Here is a 24,011-nt window from a genome sequence, read left to right on the forward strand (position 1 = left end):
GTAGGGTCGCGCACGTGCCCCGCTCCATCGCCACGAACACCTCGGCCACGCTCGACGAGCTGCTCGACTTCGTCCGTCCGCGCCACCGCTTCCTGCTGGCCACGACGCGGCGCGACGGCCGCCCGCAGCTCTCCCCCGTGAGCGGCGGGGTCGACGCGCAGGGCCGCCTCGTCGTCTCCTCCTACCCCTCGCGCGCCAAGGTCACGAACGCCGAGCAGCGCCCGCAGGTGTCGGTCTGCGTGATCTCGGACGAGTGGAACGGTCCCTGGGTGCAGGTCGACGGCGACGCCGAGGTGCTGCACATGCCCGAGGCCGAGGACGGGCTGGTCGACTACTTCCGCTCGATCGCGGGCGAGCACCCCGACTGGGACGAGTACCGCGCGGCGATGCGCGTCCAGGACAAGTCCCTGCTGCGCATCACCCCGACGCGCTGGGGCCCGATCGCCACGGGCGGGTTCCCCGCCGACGTGGCCGCCCGCCTGGACGGGTAGGTCCCGGCGACCGAGGCACGCTCCCTGAGCTCGTCGAAGGGCCACGTAGTGGTGGGCGTTCCTCGTGCGTCGAGAACGCCGACCTCTGACGAGGCCCTTCGACAGGCTCAGGGGGCGTTCGGGGTTCAGTCCGCGGCGCGTGCCGGGTCGAGACGGCTGAACGCCGCCAGGTTGCGGGTCGACTCCCCACGGGCGCGGCGCCAGGCCCACTCGCGCCGGATGCTGTCGGCGAAGCCCAGCGCGACGATCGTGTCGAAGCTGCCGTCGGCGGTCTCCGCGACGGCCCCGAGGACGAAGTCGACGCTGCTCGGCTCCAGCCCGGCGACGGGCAGGCGCCCGACGAGGTAGACGTCGCCGAGGTGGTCGAGGCAGAAGGCGACCCCGCCGAGGCGGAGGTTCCGCTCGAGCAGCCAGCGGTGCACGCGGTCGGCGTCCTGCTCCGGAGCGCGGGCCACGAACGCCCGCACCTGCACGGTGTGCGCCCCGACCTCGAGGGCGCACTCGGTGCTCAGCTTGTGCTCCCCCGGCAGCGTCACCGTGAACGTGTCGCCGCTGCGTGACCACTCCAGCCCGAGCCCCTCGAGCGCCTCCTGGACGACCTCGACCGCACTCACGTGGGCGCCACGAACCAGCGCACCTCGTACGGCTCGAGGTGCAGGGGGCCGTCGGTGAGGGGCGTGTCCTCGGTGAGCGCGTCCCAGGCCCAGCTGCCGACGGGGACGACCCAGCGCGGCAGGCTCTGCACCTCGGGCGTGACGTTGTGGACGGCGACCATCGTCTGGGTGGGTGCGCGGCGCAGGTAGACGAGCACGGCCGGGTTCACCGGGTCGAGCACCTCGGTCTCGACCGCGGCCTCGAGCGCGGCCAGGGAGGAGCGGACGGCGACCAGGTGCCGGATCCCGCCGAACACCCGGTGCTCGAGCGTGCCGGGCTCGTGGCGCCGATCGGCCACGTCCCACGGCATCCGCGGCCGGTGGACCCAGCGGTTGTCGTCGGCGTGGTCGGGGTCGTCGGCGTAGGAGTGGTCGTTGCGCAGACCGAGCTCGTCACCCATGAACAGCAGCGGCAGCCCACCGAAGCCGAGGAACATCGCGTGGGTCAGCAGCAGCTTGCGCACGGCGAGGTCGACCTGGGCGTCGTCGCCGCTGGCGAGGGCCGCCTCGAGCCCGGCCAGCGACGCGGCGGTGCCGCTGATGCGCCGGTCGCCGGTCTGCAGGTTCTCCTGGAACACCAGCCCCCGCGCGTCGCTCATCGGGTAGGTGCCGGCGTAGTAGTCGGCGAGGAAGCGCCGGTGCTCGTGGCCGTCCAGCCCGACCGACGCCGCGTCCGCGTCGTCGATCGCCCAGCCGATGTCGTCGTGGCAGCGCAGGTAGGTGCCCCACACCGTCGTCGGCGGCTTGGCCGGGAAGCGGTTCATGGCCGCGCAGAAGAGGCGCGTGTCCTTGGCGGCCAGCGCCGACCAGATCTGGACCATGAGCGAGTTCTGGTAGGCGAGGTCGCTCACCTTGCCCGCGTGCTTGCCGACGCCGAGGTACGGGGCCAGGTCGGCCGGGCCGACGATCGCCTCGGCCTTGAAAACCAGCGCCGGCGCGGCGATCCGGGCCACCGCCCGCAGGGCCTGGGTGATGGCGTGGACCTCGGGCTGGTTCTGGCAGGAGGTGCCCATCCGCTTGAAGATGAACGCGATGGCGTCCAGGCGGAGGCACTCCACGCCCAGGTTGGCCAGCCACAGGACCAGCTCGGCGAACTCGTAGAAGACGTCCGGGTTGTGCCAGTTCAGGTCCCACTGCCAGGAGTTGAAGGTGGTCCACACCCACGACCCCGACTCCTCGTCGAAGGTGAAGCTGCCCGGCGCGGTGTCCGGGAACACCTCCGGCAGGGTCCGCTCGTAGGCGTCCGGCAGCTCGCGGTCGGCGTACAGGTGGAAGAAGCGGCGGTGGTACGCGTCGCCGGCCCGGGCCGCCTGCGCCCAGGCGTGCTCGCGCGCCACGTGGTTGAGCACCAGGTCGAGGGTCAGCGAGATGCCTCGCGAGCGCAGGGTGGTCGCGAGGTCGCGGAGGTCCTCGACGGTGCCGAGGTCCTCGCGCACGGCCCGGTAGTCCATGACGGCGTAGCCGCCGTCGTTCTGCCCCGGTCGCGGCTTGAGGAGCGGCATCAGGTGCAGGTAGGTCACGCCGAGCTCGGAGAGGTAGTCGACGCGCTCCCCCACCCCGCGCAGCGTCCCGCCGAACAGGTCGGTGTACGTCGCGTAGCCGAGCATCGACTGGTGGCCGAACCACTGCGGGTCGGCGTGGCGCTGGAGGTCGAGCACGCGCAGGTCCTCCGGACGGCGGCGGAACCCGTCGGCAGCGATCTCCACGAGGCGCTCGGCCATGTCCACCGCGTGCGCGGGGTACGCGCCGCCCAGCCCCGTGAGCAGGTCGGGCCAGTAGCGCCTGAGGCGGGTCTCGAAGACCGCCTGGTCGTGCCGCGGCTCGCCCTCGAGCAGCCCCCGCACGTCGGGAGTCGTCACGCGGGCAGCCTAACCAGCCGAGGCGCTAGCCCCGGGAGGCGGTTGATCTTGAACGTTCGCGTCCGCCGCGTCAGGCCGAGGTCTTCGACCGGATCTTGAGCCTCTTCTTGAACTCCTCGGTGAACGCCTCGCGCACGGCGTCGGTGTCGAGCACGCCGCCGACCTTGCCGAACGACCCCGTCGCCGCGCGCTGGCAGACGGCGAGCCAGGCCTGACCCATCGCGTACGTGTAGGTCGAGGCGACCCCGGCGCCGATCAGGCCGCCGGCGATCGTGCCCGCCCCCGGCACGAGCTTGAGCAGCCCCGTGAACGTCGCGCGCCCGGCCTGCGTCGCCGCGGTGGTCGACGCGATGGCCATGAGGGCGGCCCGGTCGAACTTGATCTTGTAGAGCTGAGCGATCTTGGCCATCATGCCGAGCTGGATCGGCACGAGCATGACCGCGTCCGAGAAGGGCACAGGGACGGCGGCGCTCGCCGCGGCGCTCGACGCCGCGGCCGCGATCACCTTCTGGGCCTCGGACGCCTTCCGGGAATGATCGATCTCCTGCGCCGCGACGAGAGCTCCGTGAACACCTTCGGGCGCAACGCGAAAGGTGGCATCGAGGACCTCTCGCAGGCCGTACGCCCGCTGCTGCGTCCACTCGTCCGGCTTGGCGTAGGTGAAGAACGGGCTCCCCGGCACCACCGGGAGGTGGCGCTGCCGGATCAGCTCGGCGAGGGCGACGGCGTCGGGGTGGAACCCCATCTCGTTGCGCGGCACCTGCGTCATGACGATGATCACCGGCAGCCCGAGCTCGTCGAGCCGGCGGACGAGCTCCGCCTCGGTGTCCTCGAAGCGGCGGTCCATGCCCCGCACGCAGTACCAGGCGACGTGCACCTGCTCGCTCAGCGGGAGCTTCCGCGTGCGGTTGATCATCTTCTGCATCTCGTCGATGATCTTCTTGTCGTCGACGCCGATCTCCAGGCCCTGCGTGTCGACGATGCCGAGGCTGCCGACCTTGTCCAGGTAGAGGTGGCTGCCCTGCGTGACGGGCTCGCCGATGCCGACCTTGGCGACCTCCTCGCCGAAGATCGCGTTGACCAGCGTGGACTTGCCGACGCCGGTCTTGCCGAACACCGCGAGGTTGAACCGGCCGATCGCCTCCGACTCCTGGTCGTAGCGCTCCCGGAACGAGTCCTTGAGCCAGTCGCCTGCCATCGCGCCTCCTGCGCTGGGTGGGAGCCCAGGGTACGGGCCGGCCCTCGTCAGCCGGGGACGCTCGCTCCCCCGTCGGTCGGGACGGCGTCGCGGGCGCCCAGCTCCGCGGCGCGGATCACGAGGCGGCGCAGGCCGAGCCGTTCCGCCTGCGCGGCGACCTCGCCGAGGCGCGCCCCCTCGGGCTGCCCCCCGCGGGCCAGGTCGAGCTCGAACCGGGCGAGGGCGCAGCGCAGCGACACCGGTCCGCCCTGGTTGCGGGCGACCATGTCCTCGGCGAGCGCCAGGTCGGCCGCCGCGGCGTCGACGTCGCCCAGCACGGTGCTCAACCGGGCGAGCGGCAGCGCGACCGGACCGCACGAGGCGACCTGGCCGACCATCGCCAGGTGGTGCCGGTCCGGGAGCAGCTGCTCCACCAGGGCCGGCGCGTGGTGGACGAGCCCGAGGTCGGCGACGACGTTGGCGAGCACCGTCAGGTGGCCGAGGGTGAGCCACACGGTCGGCACCTGGACGGTCAGCCGCTCGGCCACCAGCGCGTCGGCCCGGTCGCGGTCGCCCGCGAAGGCCGCCCGCACGGCCGCCCAGGTGAGGTCCTCGCGCACCTGGAACGCCTGCGGCCACTCGACGACGTGGCCGGTGTCCAGGCCGAGCAGGTTGGTGGCGAGCTCGAAGATGCCGAGCTCGTAGAGCTCGGTGCGCCGGTGCGCCTCGATCGCGCCGTCGAGCAGGTGCTGGGCGTCGCCCGCGCCGTGCCACGTGGCGAGGCCGAACTCGGCCCAGCGCAGCTGGGCCCGGAGGAGCCGCAGGCGCAGCCGGTCGGCCTCGGCAGCGCCGGCCGCCAGGTGGCGCTCGGCGCCCGCCACGTCGCCCAGCAGCGTGCGGCTCATCGTCGAGACCGTGTGCAGCAGGACGCCGTCGACGTCGCGCTGCGCGTGGTCGAGGGCGTGGAGCCGCGCGAGCAGCGCCTCGCACTCCTCCGCGTGGGAGGCCACACCGACGTAGGTCAGGATCCGCCCGACCAGCGCGTCGGCGAGCGCCTCGACGTCCCCCACCTCCTCGGCCAGCGCGAGCGCCCCCCGGGTCAACCCGTCGGCCACGCGCGGGTCCGGGTTGTAGCCCTGGCCCACGCCCATGGCCGCGAGCAGCCGGACCCGGGCCACCGGGTCGGGCTCGACGAAGCGTTCGAGGGAGGCCAGGCGTCCCAGCAGCGGGAGCGGGTCGTCGCCCCCGCTCGTCCAGGGCCAGGCGCCGGCCGAGCGCAGCAGCGCCGAGCACAACCGGCCCACGGTCGCCGTCGTGCCCGTGGCCTGCACCTCGGCGAGCGAGGACTCGACGAGGTCGAGCAGGGTCTGCCCCCGCCCCGACCTCGCGAGGGCCGCGACCTGGGCGACCAGGAGCGCGTCCCGGCCGTCGGGGTCGGCGTGGCCGTGGGGTGCGGAGTCCCAGGCCGCGAGGGCCGTCTCCCACCACTGGGCCGCCGTCTCGTAGCTCCACTGCTCCTCGGCGCGCCGGGCGGCGGCGCGGCACGCCTGGACGGTGGCCCGCACGTCGGCGAGGGGCAGCGCGGCCACGAGGTGGTGGGCGCGCCGGGCGAGGGGCTCCTCGGTGCTGGTCGACGGCGCGTCGGCGAGCACGTCGGCCACCCGCAGGTGCAGCCGCTGCCGACGGATCGGGCTCAGCCCCGCCAGCACCTCGTCGCGCAGCAGCGCGTGCGTGAAGCCGTAGCCCGTCCCGCCCGGCGTCGGCCCGATGATGGCCTCGTCGGCGGCGCCGTCGAGGAGGTCGGCGGCCCGCTCCGGGTCGAGGCGGACCACCCGGCCGAGCAGCGGCAGGTCGACGCGCTCGCCGATCACGGCGGCCGCCCGGACGACGTCGAGCACGGCCGGTTCCAGGACCTCGAGCCGCCGCCCCAGCACCGCACGCACCGCACCGGGCAGGGCGGCCCCGAGCCGCTCCTGCGCGGGGAGCCTGGCGTACTCGCGCACGAAGAGCGGGTTCCCACCGGTGCGCTCGGCCAGGGAGGCGGCGTCGGAGCCGGACAGGGCCTCGCCGCTCACCGTCCCGACCATCGCGGCCACGTCGGCGGCGTCGAGCGGTCCGAGCGCGAGGTCGCGGGCGTCGGGGGCGCGCCCGACGGCCCCGAGCGCGCGGCGCAGCGCGTCCTCGGTCGCCGGACGGCGCTCGCCGTCGCGCAGCGTCGCCAGCACGGCGACGTCGGCGTCGTGCAGCGTGACCGCCAGCGAGGCGAGCGCCGCCAGGGACGTCGCGTCGGCCCACTGCAGGTCGTCCAGCACGATCACCAGCGGAGCGCGCGACGCGGCGCTCCGCAGCAGCTCCTCGAGCCGCTCGTAGACGAGGAACCGTCCGGCGTCGGCGTCCGCGCCCGCCGGCGGCGCGAGCAGCACCGCCGGATCAGCCCCGAGCGCGCGGACCACCGCCCGCCACGGCCACCAGGCCGGCGCCCCCTCCTCCTCGAGGCAGCGCCCCCACACGGCGCGCGCGCCGGTGGCCTCGGCCCGGTGCACCGCCTCCTGCGCGAGCCGGGTCTTGCCGATCCCGGGCGGGCCGGTGAGCACCGCCCAGGCCGTGCGTCCGGAACGTCCCTGCGCCAGCACGTCCGCCAGCGCGGCGAGCAGCCCCGCACGCCCGACGAAGCGGTCGGCCGGCCTCGGGGAGGCGGGTTCCCCCGCCGGGGGTGGCGCGCCCGGCGCCGGCGCGGCACGGGTCTGCGGCGCCGAGGAGCGGGACGGGGACGGCACCGACGGGACCGACGAGACTGCCGGGGCCGGGACCGAGCCCTCGGGCCAGGCCGCCAGCGCCGCGTCCCCCCGGAGCACGGCCTGGTGCAGCGCCCGCAGCTCCTGGCCGGGGTCGAGCCCGAGCTCGTCGGCGAGCCCGTCGGCGTACGCACGGTAGGCCTCGAGCGCCTCGGTGGTGCGGCCGGCGCGGGCGAGCACCCGGACGAGCAGGCCGGCGACGTCGTCGCGCCACGGGTGCTCCTCGGCCAGCGCCCGGGCGACCTCGAGGGCCGTGCCGAGGTCCCCGGTCGCCGCGTGCGCGAGGACGGCGTCGGCCAGGGAGCGCGCCCGGCGCTCGTCGAGCGCGGTCGCCTCCGCCTGCACCCGGTCCTCGTCGGCCAGGTCGGCGAGCAGCGGTCCGCGCCAGAGGCTCCGGGCGCGGTCGCCGGCCTCGACCGCCACCCGCCACTCGTGCCGCTGCACGGCGTCGGCCTGCACCCGCACCGCCTCGAGGTAGTCGTCGAGGTCCACCGCGCTCCCGGTCACGTCGAGCCGGTAGCCGGGCGCCTGGCGGACCAGCGGCGTCGCGCGCCCGGAACCGTCGACGTCGGGCTCGCGGAGCAGGCGGCGCAGGTTGGACAGGTACGCCTGCAGGCTCGGCACGGCACTGGGCGGCGCGTCCCGCGGCCACGCCGCGGCCACCAGCCGGTCGGTCGAGACGACCCGGCCGCGCTCGAGCAGGAGCAGCGCGAGGACGAGCCGCTGCTTGGGCGCCCCGAGGTCGAGCGGGCGTCCGTCACGGCTGACGGTCAGCGGACCGAGCAGCCCGTACGCGAGTGCCATCCACCGTCCTCGGCGAGACCTTGGCGATTTCTTGGCGGGCGCCCCTTGCCGAACCCGGCGATGTGTGGTGCCCGCGCCATTGTTCCGCCAAACCCGCGGCACGACTGTAGCTGCGCAAGGTCGTCCACGACCACGAGACCGCCCAACAGGGCACGCACCAGGGAGAACATCGCATGAGCAGCACGAGCACGACGAGCGGCACCGCGACCACGGGGGGCGCCCAGCGGCTGACGGCGCTCCGGGACGCCGGCCTCGTCGTCCACGCCCCGGGCAGCGACGCGTACGACGCGCTCGTCAGCGGCTTCAACCTCGACAACGCGGTCAGCCCGGCCGCGGTCGTCGAGCCCGCCGACGCCCACGACGTCGCGACCGTGGTCCGGCTCGGCAACGAGCTGGGCTTCGGGGTCGGCGTGCGCCTCACCGGTCACGGGCTGAGCCCGGCCCTCGACGACCAGGTCATGGTCCACACGGGCACCTTGTCCGAGCTCCACGTCGACCCCGACGCCCGGCGCGCCCGCGTGGGTGCCGGGGTGGTCTGGCAGCAGGTGCTCGACGCCGCGGCCCCCTACGGGCTCGGCGCGGTCGCCGGCTCCGCGCCGGCGGTCGGGGTGGTCGGCTACACCACCGGCGGCGGCGTGAGCCCGGTCGGGCGGACGTACGGGCTGGGCATCGACCGGGTGCGGTCCTTCGAGGTCGTGACGGGCGACGGCTCGCTGCGGGAGGCCAGCGCGGAGGAGGACCCCGACCTCTACTGGGCGCTGCGCGGCGGACGCGGGACGGCCGGCATCGTCACCGCGGTCGAGATCGAGCTCGTCGAGCAGGCCGAGCTCTACGCCGGCTCGATGTTCTTCGACGGCGCCGACGCGCCGGCGGTGCTCCGGGCCTGGGCCTCCTGGTCGGCGGCGCTGCCGGAGGCCGCCACGACATCGCTCGCCTTCATGCGGCTGCCACCGCTGCCGACCCTGCCGCCGCCGCTCGCGGGACGGTTCACCGTGGGGGTGCGGTTCGCCTGGACCGGGTCGGCGCAGGAGGGCGCCGAGGCCCTCGCACCGCTCCGCGCGGCCGCCACCCCGGTGCTCGACGGGATCGGGCCGATCCCGTTCGCCGCCTTCGGCGCCATCCACATGGACCCCGTCGACCCCATGCCCGTCGTCGAGGACCACACCCTGCTGGCCGAGCTCCCGGACGGGGCCGTCGACGCCCTGCTCGCGCTGGCCGGGCCGGAGGCGGAGTGCCCGCAGATCATGGTCGAGGTGCGTCAGCTCGGCGGAGCGATGCGCCACGGGACGGACGCCGCGTTCGCGCACCGCGCCGCGGGCTTCAGCGTCCACTCGGTGGGCCTGGCCGTGCCGCCGGTGCGCGACGCCGCCCTGGGGCACGGCGCCGCGCTGGTCGAGGCGGTGCGGCCCTGGAGCACCGGCGGGCGGCTGCCGAACTTCGCCACCCGGGGCGACGCCGACTGGTACCGCGCGGCGTACGGCGAGACCGGTGTGGCCCGGCTGCGCGAGGTCGCGCTGGCCCACGACCCGCGCGGCGTGCTCGCGGGCACCCGCGCCCTCCGTGCCGCGACGGACTGACCGCGGACTGACCGCAGACTGACCACGGACGGGTCGTCCAAGGACGCCGTCCGACCGACCACCGCCTGGTGCGGCCCGGGGTCACTCCCCGGGCCGCACCAGGCCGCTGGCGTAGGCGAAGGCGATCGCCCGGTTGCGGTCCCGCAGCCCGAGCTTGTCCAGGACCCGCCCGAGGTGGGTCTTGACCGTGGTCTCGCCGAGGTAGAGCTCCGCCGCGATCTCGGCGTTGCTGTGGCCGAGCCCGACGAGGCGCAGCACGTCGGTCTCGCGGGGCGTCAGCACGTCGAGCTCCACCGCCCGTGCCGGCGCCGCCGGCGCGGCCGAGATCCGCGAGATCACGCCGGGCACCACCTTGGGGTCGAGCGCCCCCTGCCCGGCTCGCGCGTGCCGGATGGCGTCCACGAGGTCCTCCGGCGGAGAGCTCTTGAGCAGGAAGCCGGCCACCCCGTGGCGCAGCGAGGCGTCGACCACCTCGTCCTCGTCGAAGGTGGTCAGCATCAGGACCTTGGTCGCCGGGGCGAGGGCGAGCACCCGCCCGGCCGCCTCGAGGCCCGACAGCCGCGGCATCCGCACGTCCATCAGCACGACGTCGGGCCGCAGCCGTGCGACCACCTCCACACCCTCCTGGCCGTCGGCCGCCTCGCCCACGACCTCCAGGTCGTCCTCGCTGGCGATCAGCAGCCGCAGGCCGGCCCGCACCATCTGCTCGTCGTCCACCAGCACGACCCGGGTGGGAGCGCTCACCGGGCGACCGCCGGCTCCGGCGCCGCCGGACGCCCGGCGCCCGCGCGGTCGGGATCCAGCGGCAGGTCCGCCCGGACGGCGAACCCGCCCGCGGTCCCCGGGCCGTAGGTCAGCGCACCGCCGAACGCGGCCACCCGCTCACGCATGCCCGTCAGTCCGTGGCCGGCGACGACGGGGCCCGGCGCCGGGCCGTCGTCGACGACGCCCACGGTGATCGCCGTGGTCCCGACGGCGAGGTCGACCGACACCGTCGAGCCGGGCGCGTGCTTGAGGGCGTTGGTCACGGCCTCCTGCACGAGCCGGTAGACCGTCACGCCGAGGGTCGGCGCCACGTCGTCCAGCGCCCCGCTGCGTCGCAGGGTGATCGTCGTGCCGGCCGCTCGGACCTGGTCCACGAGGTCGTCGAGCTGGGCCAGCGAGACCACCGGGCTCAGCTCGGGAGCCGCGGTGCGCACCAGCCCGACGATCCGGCGCAGCTCGTCGACCGAACGTCGCCCCAGCTGCTCGGCCTGGGCCAGGGTCTCCTGCTCGGCGGGGAGCGCGCCGAGGCGGCGCCGGACCACGCCGACCTGCAGCGTCATCACGCTGACGCTGTGCGCGACGGCGTCGTGCAGCTCGCGGGCGATCCGGGCGCGCTCGGCGACCAGGGCGTTCTGCGTGCCCTGCTCGCGCTCGGCGGCCAGCTCGGCGGCGAGCGCGCTCAGCTCGGCCGACCGGGTCCGCTCGCGCTGCAGCAGCATGCCCACCACCCACGCCGGCGCGAGGAACAGCAGGTAGAAGGCGATCTCGAAGACGTCGCCCCGCTCGCTGAGGGCCGCGCTCAGCCCGACGGAGGACGCCGCGACGGCCCAGGCCGCGAGCCCCCAGCGCCCGGGCAGGCGGAAGGAGAGGAAGCCGATGAGGAACAGCAGCGTGATCAGCTCCGTCCCACCGCCGTGCGGCATGCCGGGCACGAGCATGTTCGCGATGCTGAGGGCCACGGCGAGGAGCAGCCCGAGGAACGGCGTCGGGTACGCCGCGAGGCAGGCGAGCACCGCGATGCCGATGCTGAGCCACACCATCGGGGTGATGGCGCCCTGCGGGAAGGCCGCGTTCTCCAGCAGCATCGAGCCCGTCAGCAGCCCGCAGACGCCGACCATCGCCAACCAGCCGCGCCGCGACGTCTCGAAGAGCTGGCGCGGCCTGCGCCCGACGGGGCGCGGCGGCGGCGCGACGACGTCCATGACGTGAACCTAGGCCAGCGCAGGGCCCGCCGCATCGTCTCGCGGGAGGAGCCGGCCGCCGAGGAGGTCGTCCCCGGAAAGGATCCGACGGCCCGGCGGCCCTCCGCCGGTCGCACCCGGGACCGCCCGCAGGATCGATGTGGCGCCCGGTGCTGCTCCGTAGCGTCCTCGGCACCGACCTCTCGGCTCGGAGACCGACACCAGGAGCAGCCATGACCACCCTCGCGACGACGTCCGCCGCCGTCGAGCAGACCCCCGGCACCAGCGCCACCCCGGCCGCCCCGGCCGCCTCCACAGGTGACCCCGGCGTCGGCCGGACGTTCTCGCTGCTCGGGGGTGCGGCGCTCGCCCTCGGCCCGCTGCTGATCGTCGGCGGGACGCTCACGAGCCCGCCCCAGGCGAGCGGCAGCCGGGCGGACTACATCGCCTCCCTCGCCGCGGACCCGGCGCTGACGCACCTGTCAGCGAGCCTGTTCCACTACGGCTGGGTCGCGCTCACCTTCGGCTTCCTCGCCGCCGTCGGCCTGGTCCGTGGGGCCCGCGGCCGCACCCTGGCCCTGGTGGGCGGGATCGGGGGGTCGCTGGGCGCCCTCCAGATGTCCGGGCTGCTGCTCGCCGACTGGTCCGACGGCGCAGCCGGTCGGATCGTCCCGCTCGACCAGGCCGTCGCGATCCTCGAGGCGATGGACGGGTCGGTGTCCATGGCGATCTGGTTGAGCTCGGCCAAGGTGCTGGCGATCGTGTTCCCGGTCCTGCTCTTCCTCGGGCTCGCGCGGGCCGGTGTCGTCTCGTGGTGGATCGCCCCGCTGATCGCCGGGAGCATGCTCGTCGGCGCGCTGCTCCTCTTCCTCGTCGGCGGGGTGCTCGGCGGCGTCCTCGGCGTCGTCGTCTCGCTGGTCTGCTACCTGCCGGCCTTCGTCGCGGCCGCCCGCCTCGTCGAGCGCGGCCGCACCGCCTGACCCTGCGTCCCGGCCGCCCCGGACCCGGCGTGTCCCGCGGGCCGGGCGCCTCCTCCTCCAGGCCGTCGGGGTCGTCCGCGGGGAGGACCCCTGCAGCCTCCGGACGGGCTCCCGGACGGAGGAAGCACCGCCCGTCGGGCCGATCCCGCGACCGCTGCACCTTCCTAGCGTTCTTCCCACCAGCTCCCCGACCCGGGGACCAGCACAGGAGCCACCATGACCACCACCCTGCCCCGCCCCACCAGCCCCACGACCGAGGCCGACCCGGCCGCCGGCACCGACGACTCCGGCACCTGCGGGGCCTCGCTGCGCCGCCCGGTCAGCCTCGTCGGCGGCGCCGCGATGCTGGCCGCCCCGCTGCTCGTCGTGGCCGGCATCCTCACCTCGCCCCCGCAGGCGACGCGGGGCCAGGCCGACTACATCGCCTCGCTGGCCCGCGACCCGTTCCAGAGCGCGCTGTCGGCGTCGCTGCTCCACTACGGCTGGGTCGCGATGGCACTCGGCCTCGTCGTCGCCATGAGCCTGGTCAGGGGCCGCCGCGGCCGGGCGCTGACGTTGGTCGGCGGCCTGGGAGGCGGCTTCGCGGTCGTCCAGATGTCCGGGCTGCTGCTCAACGACTGGTTCCTGGTGGCGCTCGGCACCCACCTGCCGATGCCGCAGGCGGTGAGCGTCGCGGACGCGATGATGGTCGACGGGGACGCGTGGTCCCAGGTCTGGGTCCAGAGCGCGAAGCTCGCGATCGCCCTGCCCGTGCTGCTCTACGCCGGGCTCGCGCGCGCCGGGGTCATCTCCTGGTGGCTCGTGCCGCTCGCGGCCCTGCCGATGGTCGCGCCGTACGTGGTCATGGGCCTCGTGGGCGGCGCCGCCGGTCAGGTCGTGGGCGGGAACGCCTTCGGCCTGGTGGCCGGAGGGCTGGTCGGGCTGGTCTGCTACCTGCCGACCTTCCTGGTCGGGCTGCGCCTGGTCGGACGAGGACGGCTGGCAAGGGCCTGACCCTCGCTCCGGACCGGGCCAGCACGCCTGGGCGCGGGGCGCAGCACGAGGACGGGTCCACGGACGACGGGCGTCCCGCGCGAGCGGGACGCCCACCTCCGCGCGCCGGGTAGACTTCTCTGGTTGCCCGAACGACGCCGTCGCGGGCCCGCTGGACCGGCACGACCTGGTCCGCCACCCCGGACGATAAGGAACACCGCTCCATGCCCGTACGCAGCGACCTGCGCAACGTCGCCATCGTGGCCCACGTCGACCACGGCAAGACGACCCTGGTGGACGCCATGCTCTGGCAGTCCGGCGCCTTCCGCGCCAACCAGGACATCAACAACCGCGTGATGGACTCGATGGACCTCGAGCGCGAGAAGGGCATCACCATCCTCGCGAAGAACACGGCGGTGCTGCACCACGCGCCCGACGGTTCCGACGTGATCATCAACATCATCGACACCCCCGGCCACGCCGACTTCGGCGGTGAGGTCGAGCGCGGCCTCGAGATGGTCGACGGCGTGCTGCTGCTCGTCGACGCCTCCGAGGGCCCGCTCCCCCAGACCCGGTTCGTGCTGCGCAAGGCGCTGGCCAAGAACCTGCCGATCATCGTGGTCGTCAACAAGGTCGACCGGCCCGACGCCCGCATCGCCGAGGTCGTCGAGGAGACGTACGAGCTCTTCCTCGACCTGCTCGAGGACGGCGACACCGACGTGCTCGACTTCCCGGTCGTCTACGCCTCCGCCAAGGCCGGCCGCGCCTCGCTGACGGCCCCCGAGAACGGTGAGATGCCCGACTCGGAGAACCTCGGCCCGCTGTTCGCGACGATCCTCGACGGCGTCCCGGCGCCGGAGTACGAGGAGGGCGCGGTCCTGCAGGCCCACGTCACCAACCTCGACGCCTCCCCCTACCTCGGCCGCCTCGCGCTGTGCCGGGTGTTCGCCGGCGAGATGAAGCGCAACCAGGTCGTCGCGTGGTGCAAGCAGGACGGCACCGTGCAGAACGTCAAGCTGTCCGAGATGCTGATCACCGAGGCGCTCGACCGCGTCCCGGCCGACATCGCCCGGCCCGGCGACATCGTCGCCATCGCCGGCATCCCCGACATCACCATCGGCGAGACGCTGTCGGACCCCGAGAACCCGAAGCCGCTGCCGCTGATCACGGTCGACCAGCCGTCGATCTCGATGACCATCGGCATCAACACCTCCCCGCTCGCGGGCAAGTCCGGCAAGAACCTCACGGCGCGCCTGGTGAAGAACCGCCTCGACGCCGAGCTCATCGGCAACGTGTCGATCAAGGTCAACCCGACCGAGCGCCCCGACACCTGGGAGGTGCAGGGCCGCGGCGAGCTCCAGCTCGCGATCCTCGTCGAGATGATGCGCCGCGAGGGCTTCGAGCTGACCGTGGGCAAGCCGCAGGTCGTCACGCGCGAGATCGACGGCAAGCTGCACGAGCCCGTCGAGCGCCTGACGATCGACGCGCCCGAGGACTTCGTCGGGGTCGTGACCCAGCTGCTCGGCCTGCGCAAGGGCCGCCTGGAGCAGATGATCAACCACGGCACCGGCTGGGTCCGCATGGAGTACCTGGTCCCCGCCCGCGGCCTCATCGGCTTCCGGACCGAGTTCCTCACCGAGACCCGCGGCACCGGCATGATGCACCACGTCTTCGAGACGTACGAGCCCTGGCACGGCGAGCTGCGGACGCGTCCGAACGGCTCGCTCGTGGCCGACCGCAGCGGTGTCGTCACCGCGTACGCGTCGTTCAGCCTGCAGGAGCGCGGGACGCTCTTCGTCGGCCCGACGACCGAGGTCTACGAGGGCATGATCGTCGGCGAGAACGCCCGCGCCGACGACATGGACGTCAACATCACGCGCGAGAAGAAGCTCACCAACGTGCGCTCCTCCACCGGCGACGAGCTGGAGCGGCTGATCCCGCCGAAGCTCATGGCCATGGAGCAGGCGCTGGAGTTCTGCCGCGGCGACGAGTGCATCGAGGTCACCCCGGCCGCGGTGCGCATCCGCAAGGTCGTGCTCAACGCCGGCGAGCGGTCGCGCACGCGCTCGCGCGCCAAGAACGCCTGAGCGGGACCGCACGCACGCCGACGCCGGGCGGTCCGCCGCCCGGCCCCGGTGTTGACGACGTCCGACCCGTTCCGTAGGTTCGCGGTCAGGAGAAACTTCCTCTCCTGACCGCGAAACTTTCTGACGAGGACGTCAACGATGGCCAGCGCCACGCCCCTGATCCGGACCTCCGGCTCGTCGTTCCTGGGACCGGACGGGGAGCCGCTGCTCCTGCGCGGGGTCTGTCTGGGCGGCTGGCTCAACATGGAGAACTTCATCACCGGCTACGCGGCCAACGAGTCGCTGATGCGCGCCGAGGTCGCCAAGGTGCTCGGCGCCGAGCGGGCCGAGGCCTTCTTCGAGCGGCTGCTCACCCGCTTCTTCGACGAGGCCGACGCGGCCTTCCTCGCCGAGTCGGGCTTCAACCTGGTGCGCATCGCCGTGGGCTACAAGCACCTCGAGGACGACGCGCGGCCCTTCGAGATCAAGCCCGACGGCTTCCGCCACCTCGACCGTGTGATCGAGCTGCTCGCGGCCCACGGCATCTACTCGATCGTCGACCTGCACGCCCTGCCCGGTTCGCAGAACCAGCACTGGCACTCCGACAACCCGACCCACGTCGCCGCCTTCTGGCAGCACCGCCACTTCCAGGACCGGGTCGTCAACATCTGGGAGGCCGTCGCGGAGCACTACCGCGGCAACGGATGGGTCGCGGGCTACAACCTCCTCAACGAGCCCTCCGACGAGACCGGTGCGGTCGTCGGCCCGTTCTACGAGCGGCTCGTCGCCGCCATCCGCGCGGTCGACCCCGACCACGTGCTGTTCCTCGACGGGAACACGTACGCGACCGACTTCTCGATGTTCGACGAGCCGTTCCCCAACGCCGTCTGGACGCTGCACGACTACGTGCCCGCCGGCCTCGGCCGCAGCCCGCACTACAGCACCGAGGAGGCGGAGGCGAAGTTCCTCGAGCGCTCCGAGCACGCCCGGTCGCTGAGCTCGCCGATCCTCGTGGGCGAGTTCGGGCCGATCTACGGCGGCGACGAGGAGCACGACGCGTGGCTCCGCGGCATCCTGCGCGACCAGCTCGACCTCTACAACCGCCACGCGGCCAGCTGGACTTTGTGGATGTACAAGGACATCGGCCGCCAGGGCCTCGTCTCGGTGAAGAAGGACACGCCGTACCGGCAGCGCTTCGACGCGTTCGTGGCCAAGAAGGAGCGCCTCGCCGTCGACCAGTGGGGCAGTGACGGCATCGGCCTCGCCGAGGTGACCCAGCCGGTCCAGGACCTCGTCGCCGCCGAGTTCCCCGACTTCGACCCGTACCCCTGGGGTCGCTTCGACTGGGTGCGCACCCTGCTGCTGAACATCACGCTGGCCCAGCCGATGGCCCACGAGTACGCGAGCCTGTTCCGCGGGCTCTCCGACGACGACCTGGACGCGCTGGCCGACTCCTTCGCCTTCGAGCACTGCGAGGTGCGCGCGCCGCTGCTGGCCGAGCTGCAGCGGGCCCAGGCCGCGGCCGACCCGCACGCCGCCCTGGAGAGGGAGGACGCCTGATGCGCGCCGCCGTGCTCCGCGAGACCGGGGCGCCCCTGACGATCGAGGACGTCGAGCTCGACGACCCGGGCCGCGGCGAGGTCCGGGTCCGCGTCGAGGCCGCCGGGGTGTGCCACAGCGACCTGCACTACGTTCTCGGCGACCTCCCGGCGAGGCTGCCGCTGGTCGTCGGCCACGAGGGTGCCGGCGTGGTCGAGGCAGTCGGTCCGCTCACCACCGGCCGGGTGTCGGTCGGCGACCGCGTCGCCCTGCAGTGGCGGCCGCGCTGCGGCGAGTGCGACGCCTGCGTCGCCGGCAACCCGGTGCTCTGCCGCTACGGCCGCGTGCTCGCGACGACCAACGGCCTGATGGACGGCACCAGCCGCCTGCACGCCGGCGGCGAGACCCTGCACCACCTGATGGGCGTCTCCTGCTTCGCCGAGCAGGTGGTCGTCTCCGAGACCAGCGTGCTGGCCATCCCCGACGGGGTGCCCACCGAGGTCGCCGCCATCTCGGCCTGCGCCGTCATCACCGGCGTCGGCGCCGTGCTCAACGCGGTCGACGACGTGGCCGGACGGCCGCTGCTCGTCATCGGCACCGGCGGCGTCGGGGTGGCCGCGGTGATGGGGGCCTCCCTCGTCGGCGCCGGCCCGGTCATCGCCGTCGACGTCGACCCCGCGCGCCTCGAGCTGGCCCGCTCCGTCGGCGCGACGCACACCCTGGACGCCCGCGAGGGCGACGTCGTGGCGCGCGTGCTCGACCTCACCGGCGGGGTCGGCGTGCCCTGGGCCCTCGACGCCGTGGGCAGCCCTGACACCATGCGGCAGGCGGTCGACGCGCTCGCGCCCGGCGGCACCCTGGTCGCGGTCGGCCTGAACCGTCCCGACGCCACCGTCGCCGTGGGCATCAACGACCTCGTGCAGCGCCAGAAGCGTGTCGTCGGCGCGCTCTACGGCGCCAGCAACCCGCGCCTCGACCTGCCGCGGCTCTTCGGCCTGTACGCCTCCGGGCGCCTGCCGATCGACCGGCTGGTCGGCGCGCGGCGCCCGCTCAGCGAGGTGAACGAGGCCCTGGCGGGCCTCCGCGGGGGCAGCGCCGGCCGGACGATACTCGTGCCATGAACGACGTCGACAAGCACAGCCGGCAGGACCCCGACCACCAGCCCCTCCGCAGCGACGCCTGGTACGCCGGCGACGACCGCAACGCCTACCTGCACCGCGCCTGGATGCGGCGCGGGGTGCCGTCGAACGCGTTCGAGGGCCGCCCGCAGATCGCCATCGCCAACACCGCCTCCGACCTCACTCCCTGCAACGCCCACCTCAACGAGGTCTCCCGCGCGGTGCAGCAGGGCGTGTATGAGGCCGGCGGCATCCCGCTCGACCTGCCGGTGGTCTCCCTCGGGGAGACGCTGGTCCGCCCGACCGCGATGCTGTGGCGCAACATGGCCGCGATGGCCATGGAGGAGATGTTCCGGGCCAACCCCATCGACGGCCTGGTGCTGCTCGGCGGCTGCGACAAGACCATCCCGTCGCTGCTCATGGCCGCGGCCAGCGTCGACCTGCCCGCCGTCGTCGTCCCCGGCGGGCCGATGCTCAACGGGACGTTCCGGGGGCAGACCCTGGGCTGCGGCACCGACGTCTGGCGCCTGGGCGAGGAGGTCCGTGCGGGCACGCTGAGCGCTGAGCAGTTCGTGCGCTCGGAGTCGTCGATGATCCGCAGCCGCGGCCACTGCAACACCATGGGCACCGCGTCGAGCATGGCCGTGGTGGCCGAGGCGCTGGGCATGACCATCCCGGGCATGGCCGGGACCCCGGCGCCCGACAGCCGGCTGCTCGAGGGCTCCCACGAGGTCGGCCGCCTGGCCGTCGAGCTGGTCCGCGAGGGCCGCACGATCAAGCAGGTGATCACGCGGGAGTCGTTCCACAACGCGATCGTCGCGCTGGCCGCGGTCGGCGGCTCGACCAACGCGGTCGTGCACCTGATGGCCATCGCCGGCCGCCTCGGGATCGACCTCGACCTCGGCGACTTCGACCGCATCGGCGCCGGCGTGCCGCTGCTGGTGAACCTGCAGCCGGCTGGTGAGTTCCTCATGGAGGACCTCTACCGCGCGGGCGGGCTGCTGGCGGTGCTGCACCAGGTCGCCGACCTGCTCGACCCCGGCGCGATCACGGTGACCGGCGAGACCCTCGTGGAGGCCGCCTCCCGGGAGCACCCGGTCTGGGACACGACCGTCATCACGCCGCGCGAGACCCCGCTGCAGGCCGACGCGGGCATCGCGGTGCTGCGCGGCAACCTGGCCCCGCACGGCGCCATCGTCAAGCCCGCCGCGGCGAGCAAGGAGCTGCTCACCCACCGCGGGCCTGCGCTGGTCTTCGACTCCGTCGAGGACCTCAAGGCCCGCATCGACGACCCGGACCTGCCCGTCACCCCGGACTCGGTCCTGGTGCTGCGCGGCTGCGGTCCCCGCGGCTACCCGGGCATGCCCGAGGTCGCCAACCTGCCCCTGCCGAAGAAGATGCTGCAGCTCGGCGTCCGCGACATGGTCCGCGTGTGCGACGGCCGGATGAGCGGGACCGCGTACGGCACGGTCGTGCTGCACGTCGCCCCGGAGGCGGCGGCCGGCGGCACGCTTGCGCTGGTGCAGGACGGCGACACGATCGTGCTCGACGTGCCCAACCGGCTGCTGCAGCTCGACGTCAGCGACGAGGAGCTGGCCGCGCGCACGCCGCCGGCGTCCCTGGTCCAGCACTTCGCCGCCCCGACGCGCGGCTGGGAGAAGCTCTACGTCGAGCACGTGCGCCAGGCGGACACCGGTGCTGACCTCGACTTCCTGGTCGGCAGCACCGGCCCCGAGGTCGCGCGCGAGTCGCACTGAGCCGACGACCCCTGGGCCCCGTCCGCGGGCCCAGGGGTCGGTCCGACCGGCTCCCGCCAGCGGAAGGTCAGCCGGCGTACGCGTGCGGCACGGCGCCGCGGATCCCGGCGTCGTGGGTGAAGACCGCGCCGGCCTCGGGCTGCTCGCCGTCGGGCACGCCCTGGCGCGAGGTCGTGATGAACAGCGTCGAGAGGTCGGGCCCGCCGAACGTGCAGGCGGTGACCTGCGTGACGGGCAGCTCGACCACGCGGTCCAGACGGCCGTCGGCGGTCCAGCGGCGGACCTGGCCGCCGCCCCACAGGGCCACCCAGACCCCGTCCCCCTCGTCGATCGCCATCCCGTCGGGCAGCCCGGGACCGTCGACCTCGGCGAACGTGCGCCCGTCGGACCAGGCGCCCGTCGCGGGATCCACGGCGAAGCGCTGCACCTTCGCCGTGGGCGTGTCGACGTAGAGGGCGGAGCGGCCGTCGCAGGTCCACTGCACGCCGTTGGAGATCGTGGCGCCGGTGCGGACGACCGACACCCGGCCGTCCGGGTCGAGCCGGTAGAGGGTGCCGCGCCCGGGCGTCTCGTCGTAGGCCATGGTGCCGACCAGGAAGGCCCCGAGCGGGTCGCAGCCGCCGTCGTTGAAGCGGAGCGTCGGGTCGGCGAAGACGGGCGGCAGCTCGCGCTCGACCGCGAGGTCGTCGTCGAGGAGCAGGAAGCGGTCCTCCGTCGCCAGCACGAACCCGCCGCTCCGACGTGCCCGCAGCGCGGCGGCCACCGACGCGAGGTGGTGGCGCTCGACGCTCGCCCCGCCCACGTCGTCCGGGCGTACGGCCAGCACGTCGCCGGCGAGCATGTCGACAAGCAGGAGCCGGTCGCGCGGCGCGTCCCAGGAGGGACCCTCGCCGTGGCTCGTGCAGGGCTCTGTGAGCTGCTCGGCCCGCACGGTCACATCCAGCCCCCGTCGACGACCCACTTCTGCGCGGTGCAGCGGCGTGAGTCGTCGGCCGCGAGCCAGAGCACCATGCGCGCGACGTCGTCGGGGTAGAGCTTGTCGGGCAGGCACTGGTTGCGCTCGATCGAGGCCTCGGCCTCCGGCGTCACCCGCTCGGCCAGCTGCTTCTCGGTCATGATCCAGCCCGGGATGATGCAGTTCACGCGGACGTGCCAGGGTCCGTACTCACGGGCCAGCGTGCGGGTCAGGCCCTCCACGCCGGCCTTGGCGGTGATGTAGCCGGGCAGGTCCATCAGGTCGATGTGCACGCTGATCGAGCCGAGGTTGATGATCGACCCGCCACCCGCGTCGCGCATCATCGGCGCCACCGCCTGCGCGGCGAAGAAGTGGTGGCGCACGTTGACCGCGATGCGCTCGTCCCACAGCGCGACGTCCATGTCGGGCACCCGGTCGCGGTGGTCGTTCGCGGCGTTGTTCACGAGGACCCGGACCGGCCCGAGCTCGTCGGCCGCGGTCGCGATCGCCGCCTGCAGCGCCGGGACGTCGCGCACGTCGCAGACGGCGAAGCGCACCTGCGCGCCCTCGTCGCGCAGCCGCTGCTCGAGCGCGCGACCGCGCTCGGCGTCGACGTCGACGAAGAAGACGCGCGCGCCCTGCCCGGCGAGCTCGACGACGAACTCCGCCCCCAGGCCGGACGCTCCCCCGCTGACGAAGGAGGTACGCCCGCGCAGGCTCGGGTAGGAGGCGTAGACCGGCTCCGACTCGGGCACGGCCACTTCCGCGCCAGCCGCGCTCATCCCAGCCATCCGGCGGGGTCGGGCACCAGCCGCTCCAGCTCGTCCCACACGTCGTCCGGCACCTCGACGGCCGCCAGCTCCAGGGTCTGCGCCACCCGCTCGGGCGAGCTGACCCCGATCACGGTCGAGTGGACGCTCGGCAGCCGCAGCGAGAACTGCAGCGCCGCCGCCGCGAGCGGCACCCCGGCCCGCGTGCACACGTCCCCCATCCGCCGCGCCGCGTCCGCGACCTCGTCGCCCCGCGTGCCGTAGGCGTACTTCGGCTGGGCCTCCGGGCCCTTGGACAGCATGCCGCCACCGTACGGCGCGGCGTTCAGCACGCCGATGCCACGCTCCGCGGCCTCCGCGAACAGCGGCAGCACCGAGCGGTCGAGCAGGGTCGCCCGGTTGTGGCTCAGCACCACCTCGAACTCTCCGGTCCCGAGGTAGTCGCGCAGCACACCGACGGGTCCGCCGGCCACGCCGAGGTGGTCGACCAGACCGCGCTCGCGCAGCTCGACCAGGGCCGGGACGGCCCCGCCGGGCTTGATGGCGTCGGCGAACTCCATGCGCTCGGGGTCGTGCAGGTGCAGCAGCGGCACCCGGTCGACGCCGAGGCGTTCGAGCGACTCCTCCAGGGAGCGGCGCACCCGCTCGCCGGAGAAGTCGCCGGTGCGCTTGTCCGGGTCGACCTTCGTGCTGAGGACGAGGCCCGGGGGCAGCCCGCCGGCCTCACGGACGGCGATGCCGATGCGCCGCTCCGCGCTGCCGTCCTCGCCGTAGCCGTTCGAGGTGTCCAGCAGCGTCACCGGGCTGTCGAAGACCGCCCGCACGGTCGCGACGGCCCGCTCCTCCGCCACGGCGTAGCCGTAGAGGTTGCTCATGCTCGCGAGCGGGCTGGTGCCGAAGGCGACCGGGGTGACCTGCAGCCCGGTCGACCCGAGCGCCCGGGGGGTGCTGGCGGTGCTCGTCGGGTTCACCGCGCACCCGCCTGCGGCGCGCGCTCGGCGAAGGCGGCGCGACCGGCGTGGTAGGCCCCGACGATCCGGTCGAGCACCTCCTCGGTGGCCGTGTCCGGCCCGGTGGTCTCCGGGTGGTCCGCGCGCCAGCGGACCATCCGGTGCACGGCGCGGGCGAACGTGAGCCGCGGCGCGTACGAGGGCACCAGCCGGCGGACCTTGGTCGTGTCGAAGACGGCGCTGTGCCCGATGTCGCCCAGCACCTCGCCCGACCAGAACCAGTCCGGCGCGACGACGGGGTAGAGCTCGGAGGCCACGTGCACCAGCCGCGGCTCGACGCCCAGCGCCTCACCGACGAGGGTGTGGATCAGGTCCCAGGTCAGGACGTCGTGGCCGGTGATGTTGACGACCTCGCCGACCGCGTGCGGGCCGATCAGGCCGACCAGTCCCTGCGCGAAGTCCTCCGCGTGGGTCAGCGTCCACAGCGACGTGCCGTCGCCGTGGACGGGGACCTCGACGCCGCGCGCGATGCGGTCGACGACCGTCCAGCCGCCGGCGAGCGGCGGGTTCGCGTCGTCGTAGGTGTGCGAGGGGCGCACGATCGTGACCGGGAAGCCCTGCTCGGCCCGGGCCTGCTGGAGCGCGACCTCGGCGCCCCACTTCGCCGTCGCGTACGGCAGCACGGGGTTGGGCCCGGCCGGCGTCGACTCGGTGATGGGAGTGGTCCAGACCGGCTTGGAGTAGACCGAGCCCGAGCTGATGTGGACGTACTGCCGGGTGCGCCCGCCGCCGAAGATCCGCACCATCCGCGCGACGTCGGCGGCGTCGTACGACACGAAGTTGACCACCGCGTCGAAGGTGCGGTCGCCGAGGGCGGCGAGCAGCGAGTCGTCGTCGCTCGCGTCACCGACGAGCCGGGTGACGCCCTCGGGCAGGTCGCGGCCCGCGCTGTTGTTGCCGCGGTTCAGGACGAAGACGTCCAGGCCGGCCTCGGCCGACAGGCGCACGCACGAGGTGCTGATCGTGCCGGTGCCGCCGAGGTAGAGCACGCGGAGCGCCGCGCTGTCGTGTCGCATCATCTGGGGTTCGGGTCCTTGGGGTGGGAGCGTCGCGCCGGGGTGGCGGCGCGGGGGTCGTGGCGCGTGGACGGCCCGGTCAGGAGCCGGCGTACCAGTCCTCGAAGCCGTTCTCGGTGACGGCGATCAGGATGTCCTCACGCCGGACGCCGGCCTCGGCGAAGCGCTCGGCCACGGCCTCAAGAAGCGCCGCTTGGTTGCCACGGGGTACATGTGGACCATCGTCACGCGGACGAGGACGAGCTGCTGGCGGTCGACCCCGCCGAAGGTGCGGTCGAAGCGCAGCTCGCCCTTGGGCCGGGGGGTGAAGACCTGGAACAGGTCGTCGCCGGGGATGTCGAGCGCGGCGAGCTGGGCCGCGTGCACGGCGTCGCTCAGCTGGTCGCCGGCCCGCTCGTAGAGCTCGGCGTCGAGGTCGATCTGGATCAGCGGCACGGGTGCCTCCTCATCGGTCGGCTCCCCGGGCGGACGGTCCGCCGCGGGTCGGTCGTGGAGCGGCTCGGGGGGCGCGGGGAGGAGCGGGGCG

The 24,011-nt window shown here is 74.2% G+C and carries 19 protein-coding genes; 8 read left to right on the forward strand and 11 right to left on the reverse strand.

Going from position 1 to position 24,011, the window contains the following annotated elements; translation table 11 throughout:
* The first annotated feature begins 14 nt into the window (after window positions 1-14).
* Entirely contained in the window at window positions 15-491 is a 477-nt protein-coding gene (locus BMY04_RS00115; RefSeq protein WP_091177134.1) for a PPOX class F420-dependent oxidoreductase, read from the forward strand.
* Between the two features lie 125 nt (window positions 492-616).
* On the opposite strand, the gene BMY04_RS00120 is transcribed toward BMY04_RS00115, so the two are convergent.
* From BMY04_RS00120 to BMY04_RS00135, 4 genes are all read right to left on the reverse strand, one after another.
* Window positions 617-1,105 (reverse strand): type III secretion system chaperone family protein, encoded by a 489-nt coding sequence (locus BMY04_RS00120; protein WP_091177135.1) that lies wholly within the window; start codon window positions 1,103-1,105, stop codon window positions 617-619.
* On the reverse strand, window positions 1,102-3,003 hold the full coding sequence (locus BMY04_RS00125) for an amylosucrase (RefSeq protein WP_198409856.1): 1,902 nt from the start codon (window positions 3,001-3,003) through the stop codon (window positions 1,102-1,104). The genes BMY04_RS00120 and BMY04_RS00125 overlap by 4 nt, the downstream gene beginning before the upstream one ends.
* 70 nt (window positions 3,004-3,073) lie before the next feature.
* Window positions 3,074-4,201 (reverse strand): GTPase family protein, encoded by a 1,128-nt coding sequence (locus BMY04_RS00130; RefSeq protein WP_091177136.1) that lies wholly within the window; start codon window positions 4,199-4,201, stop codon window positions 3,074-3,076.
* Window positions 4,202-4,248: 47 nt separating this feature from the next.
* A complete protein-coding gene (locus BMY04_RS00135) occupies window positions 4,249-7,779 on the reverse strand; it encodes an ATP-binding protein (protein ID WP_091177137.1) in 3,531 nt (1,176 codons plus the stop codon).
* A gap of 173 nt (window positions 7,780-7,952) precedes the next feature.
* On the opposite strand from BMY04_RS00135, the gene BMY04_RS00140 reads away from it, so the two are divergent.
* Window positions 7,953-9,356 (forward strand): FAD-binding oxidoreductase, encoded by a 1,404-nt coding sequence (locus BMY04_RS00140; protein WP_091177138.1) that lies wholly within the window; start codon window positions 7,953-7,955, stop codon window positions 9,354-9,356.
* 81 nt (window positions 9,357-9,437) lie between these two features.
* On the opposite strand, the gene BMY04_RS00145 is transcribed toward BMY04_RS00140, so the two are convergent.
* Together BMY04_RS00145 and BMY04_RS00150 are read right to left on the reverse strand one after the other, a co-directional pair.
* Window positions 9,438-10,100 carry a response regulator gene (locus BMY04_RS00145; RefSeq protein WP_091177139.1) on the reverse strand — a complete coding sequence of 221 codons (663 nt, stop codon included), beginning with the start codon at window positions 10,098-10,100 and terminating at the stop codon, window positions 9,438-9,440.
* Entirely contained in the window at window positions 10,097-11,323 is a 1,227-nt protein-coding gene (locus BMY04_RS00150) for a sensor histidine kinase (RefSeq protein WP_091177140.1), read from the reverse strand. The genes BMY04_RS00145 and BMY04_RS00150 overlap by 4 nt, the downstream gene beginning before the upstream one ends.
* Before the next feature lie 212 nt (window positions 11,324-11,535).
* On the opposite strand from BMY04_RS00150, the gene BMY04_RS00155 reads away from it, so the two are divergent.
* The 6 genes from BMY04_RS00155 (at window position 11,536) to BMY04_RS00180 (ending at window position 19,734) form a co-directional block, all read left to right on the forward strand.
* Window positions 11,536-12,282: a hypothetical protein gene (locus tag BMY04_RS00155; RefSeq protein WP_091177141.1), complete on the forward strand. Its 747-nt coding sequence runs from the start codon at window positions 11,536-11,538 to the stop codon at window positions 12,280-12,282.
* Window positions 12,283-12,498: 216 nt separating this feature from the next.
* Complete coding sequence (locus BMY04_RS00160; RefSeq protein ID WP_091177142.1) at window positions 12,499-13,275, forward strand: hypothetical protein; 777 nt, start codon at window positions 12,499-12,501, stop codon at window positions 13,273-13,275.
* A 203-nt stretch (window positions 13,276-13,478) separates the two neighbouring features.
* A complete protein-coding gene (typA, locus tag BMY04_RS00165) occupies window positions 13,479-15,341 on the forward strand; it encodes a translational GTPase TypA (RefSeq protein ID WP_091177143.1) in 1,863 nt (620 codons plus the stop codon).
* A 138-nt stretch (window positions 15,342-15,479) separates the two neighbouring features.
* Window positions 15,480-16,880 carry a glycoside hydrolase family 5 protein gene (locus tag BMY04_RS00170; protein ID WP_091177144.1) on the forward strand — a complete coding sequence of 467 codons (1,401 nt, stop codon included), beginning with the start codon at window positions 15,480-15,482 and terminating at the stop codon, window positions 16,878-16,880.
* Complete coding sequence (locus BMY04_RS00175; RefSeq protein ID WP_091177145.1) at window positions 16,880-17,980, forward strand: zinc-binding dehydrogenase; 1,101 nt, start codon at window positions 16,880-16,882, stop codon at window positions 17,978-17,980. The genes BMY04_RS00170 and BMY04_RS00175 overlap by 1 nt, the downstream gene beginning before the upstream one ends.
* Window positions 17,977-19,734: an IlvD/Edd family dehydratase gene (locus tag BMY04_RS00180; RefSeq protein ID WP_091177146.1), complete on the forward strand. Its 1,758-nt coding sequence runs from the start codon at window positions 17,977-17,979 to the stop codon at window positions 19,732-19,734. The genes BMY04_RS00175 and BMY04_RS00180 overlap by 4 nt, the downstream gene beginning before the upstream one ends.
* A gap of 67 nt (window positions 19,735-19,801) precedes the next feature.
* On the opposite strand, the gene BMY04_RS00185 is transcribed toward BMY04_RS00180, so the two are convergent.
* The 5 genes from BMY04_RS00185 to BMY04_RS00205 form a co-directional block, all read right to left on the reverse strand.
* Complete coding sequence (locus BMY04_RS00185) at window positions 19,802-20,665, reverse strand: SMP-30/gluconolactonase/LRE family protein (protein WP_091177815.1); 864 nt, start codon at window positions 20,663-20,665, stop codon at window positions 19,802-19,804.
* Window positions 20,666-20,667: 2 nt separating this feature from the next.
* The gene (locus tag BMY04_RS00190; protein WP_198409857.1) at window positions 20,668-21,444 is read right to left on the reverse strand and encodes an SDR family NAD(P)-dependent oxidoreductase; all 777 of its coding nucleotides are present in this window, start codon (window positions 21,442-21,444) and stop codon (window positions 20,668-20,670) included.
* 23 nt (window positions 21,445-21,467) lie between these two features.
* Window positions 21,468-22,430, reverse strand: coding sequence for an aldo/keto reductase (locus BMY04_RS00195; RefSeq protein WP_198409858.1), 963 nt, complete (start codon window positions 22,428-22,430; stop codon window positions 21,468-21,470).
* Window positions 22,427-23,488: an NAD-dependent epimerase/dehydratase family protein gene (locus BMY04_RS00200; protein WP_091177148.1), complete on the reverse strand. Its 1,062-nt coding sequence runs from the start codon at window positions 23,486-23,488 to the stop codon at window positions 22,427-22,429. The genes BMY04_RS00195 and BMY04_RS00200 overlap by 4 nt, the downstream gene beginning before the upstream one ends.
* 123 nt (window positions 23,489-23,611) lie before the next feature.
* A complete protein-coding gene (locus BMY04_RS00205; RefSeq protein ID WP_091177149.1) occupies window positions 23,612-23,920 on the reverse strand; it encodes a hypothetical protein in 309 nt (102 codons plus the stop codon).
* Window positions 23,921-24,011: the final 91 nt, after the last annotated feature.

Origin of the sequence: Microlunatus flavus, assembly GCF_900110855.1 — a bacterium.
GTDB lineage: Bacteria > Actinomycetota > Actinomycetes > Propionibacteriales > Propionibacteriaceae > Microlunatus > Microlunatus flavus.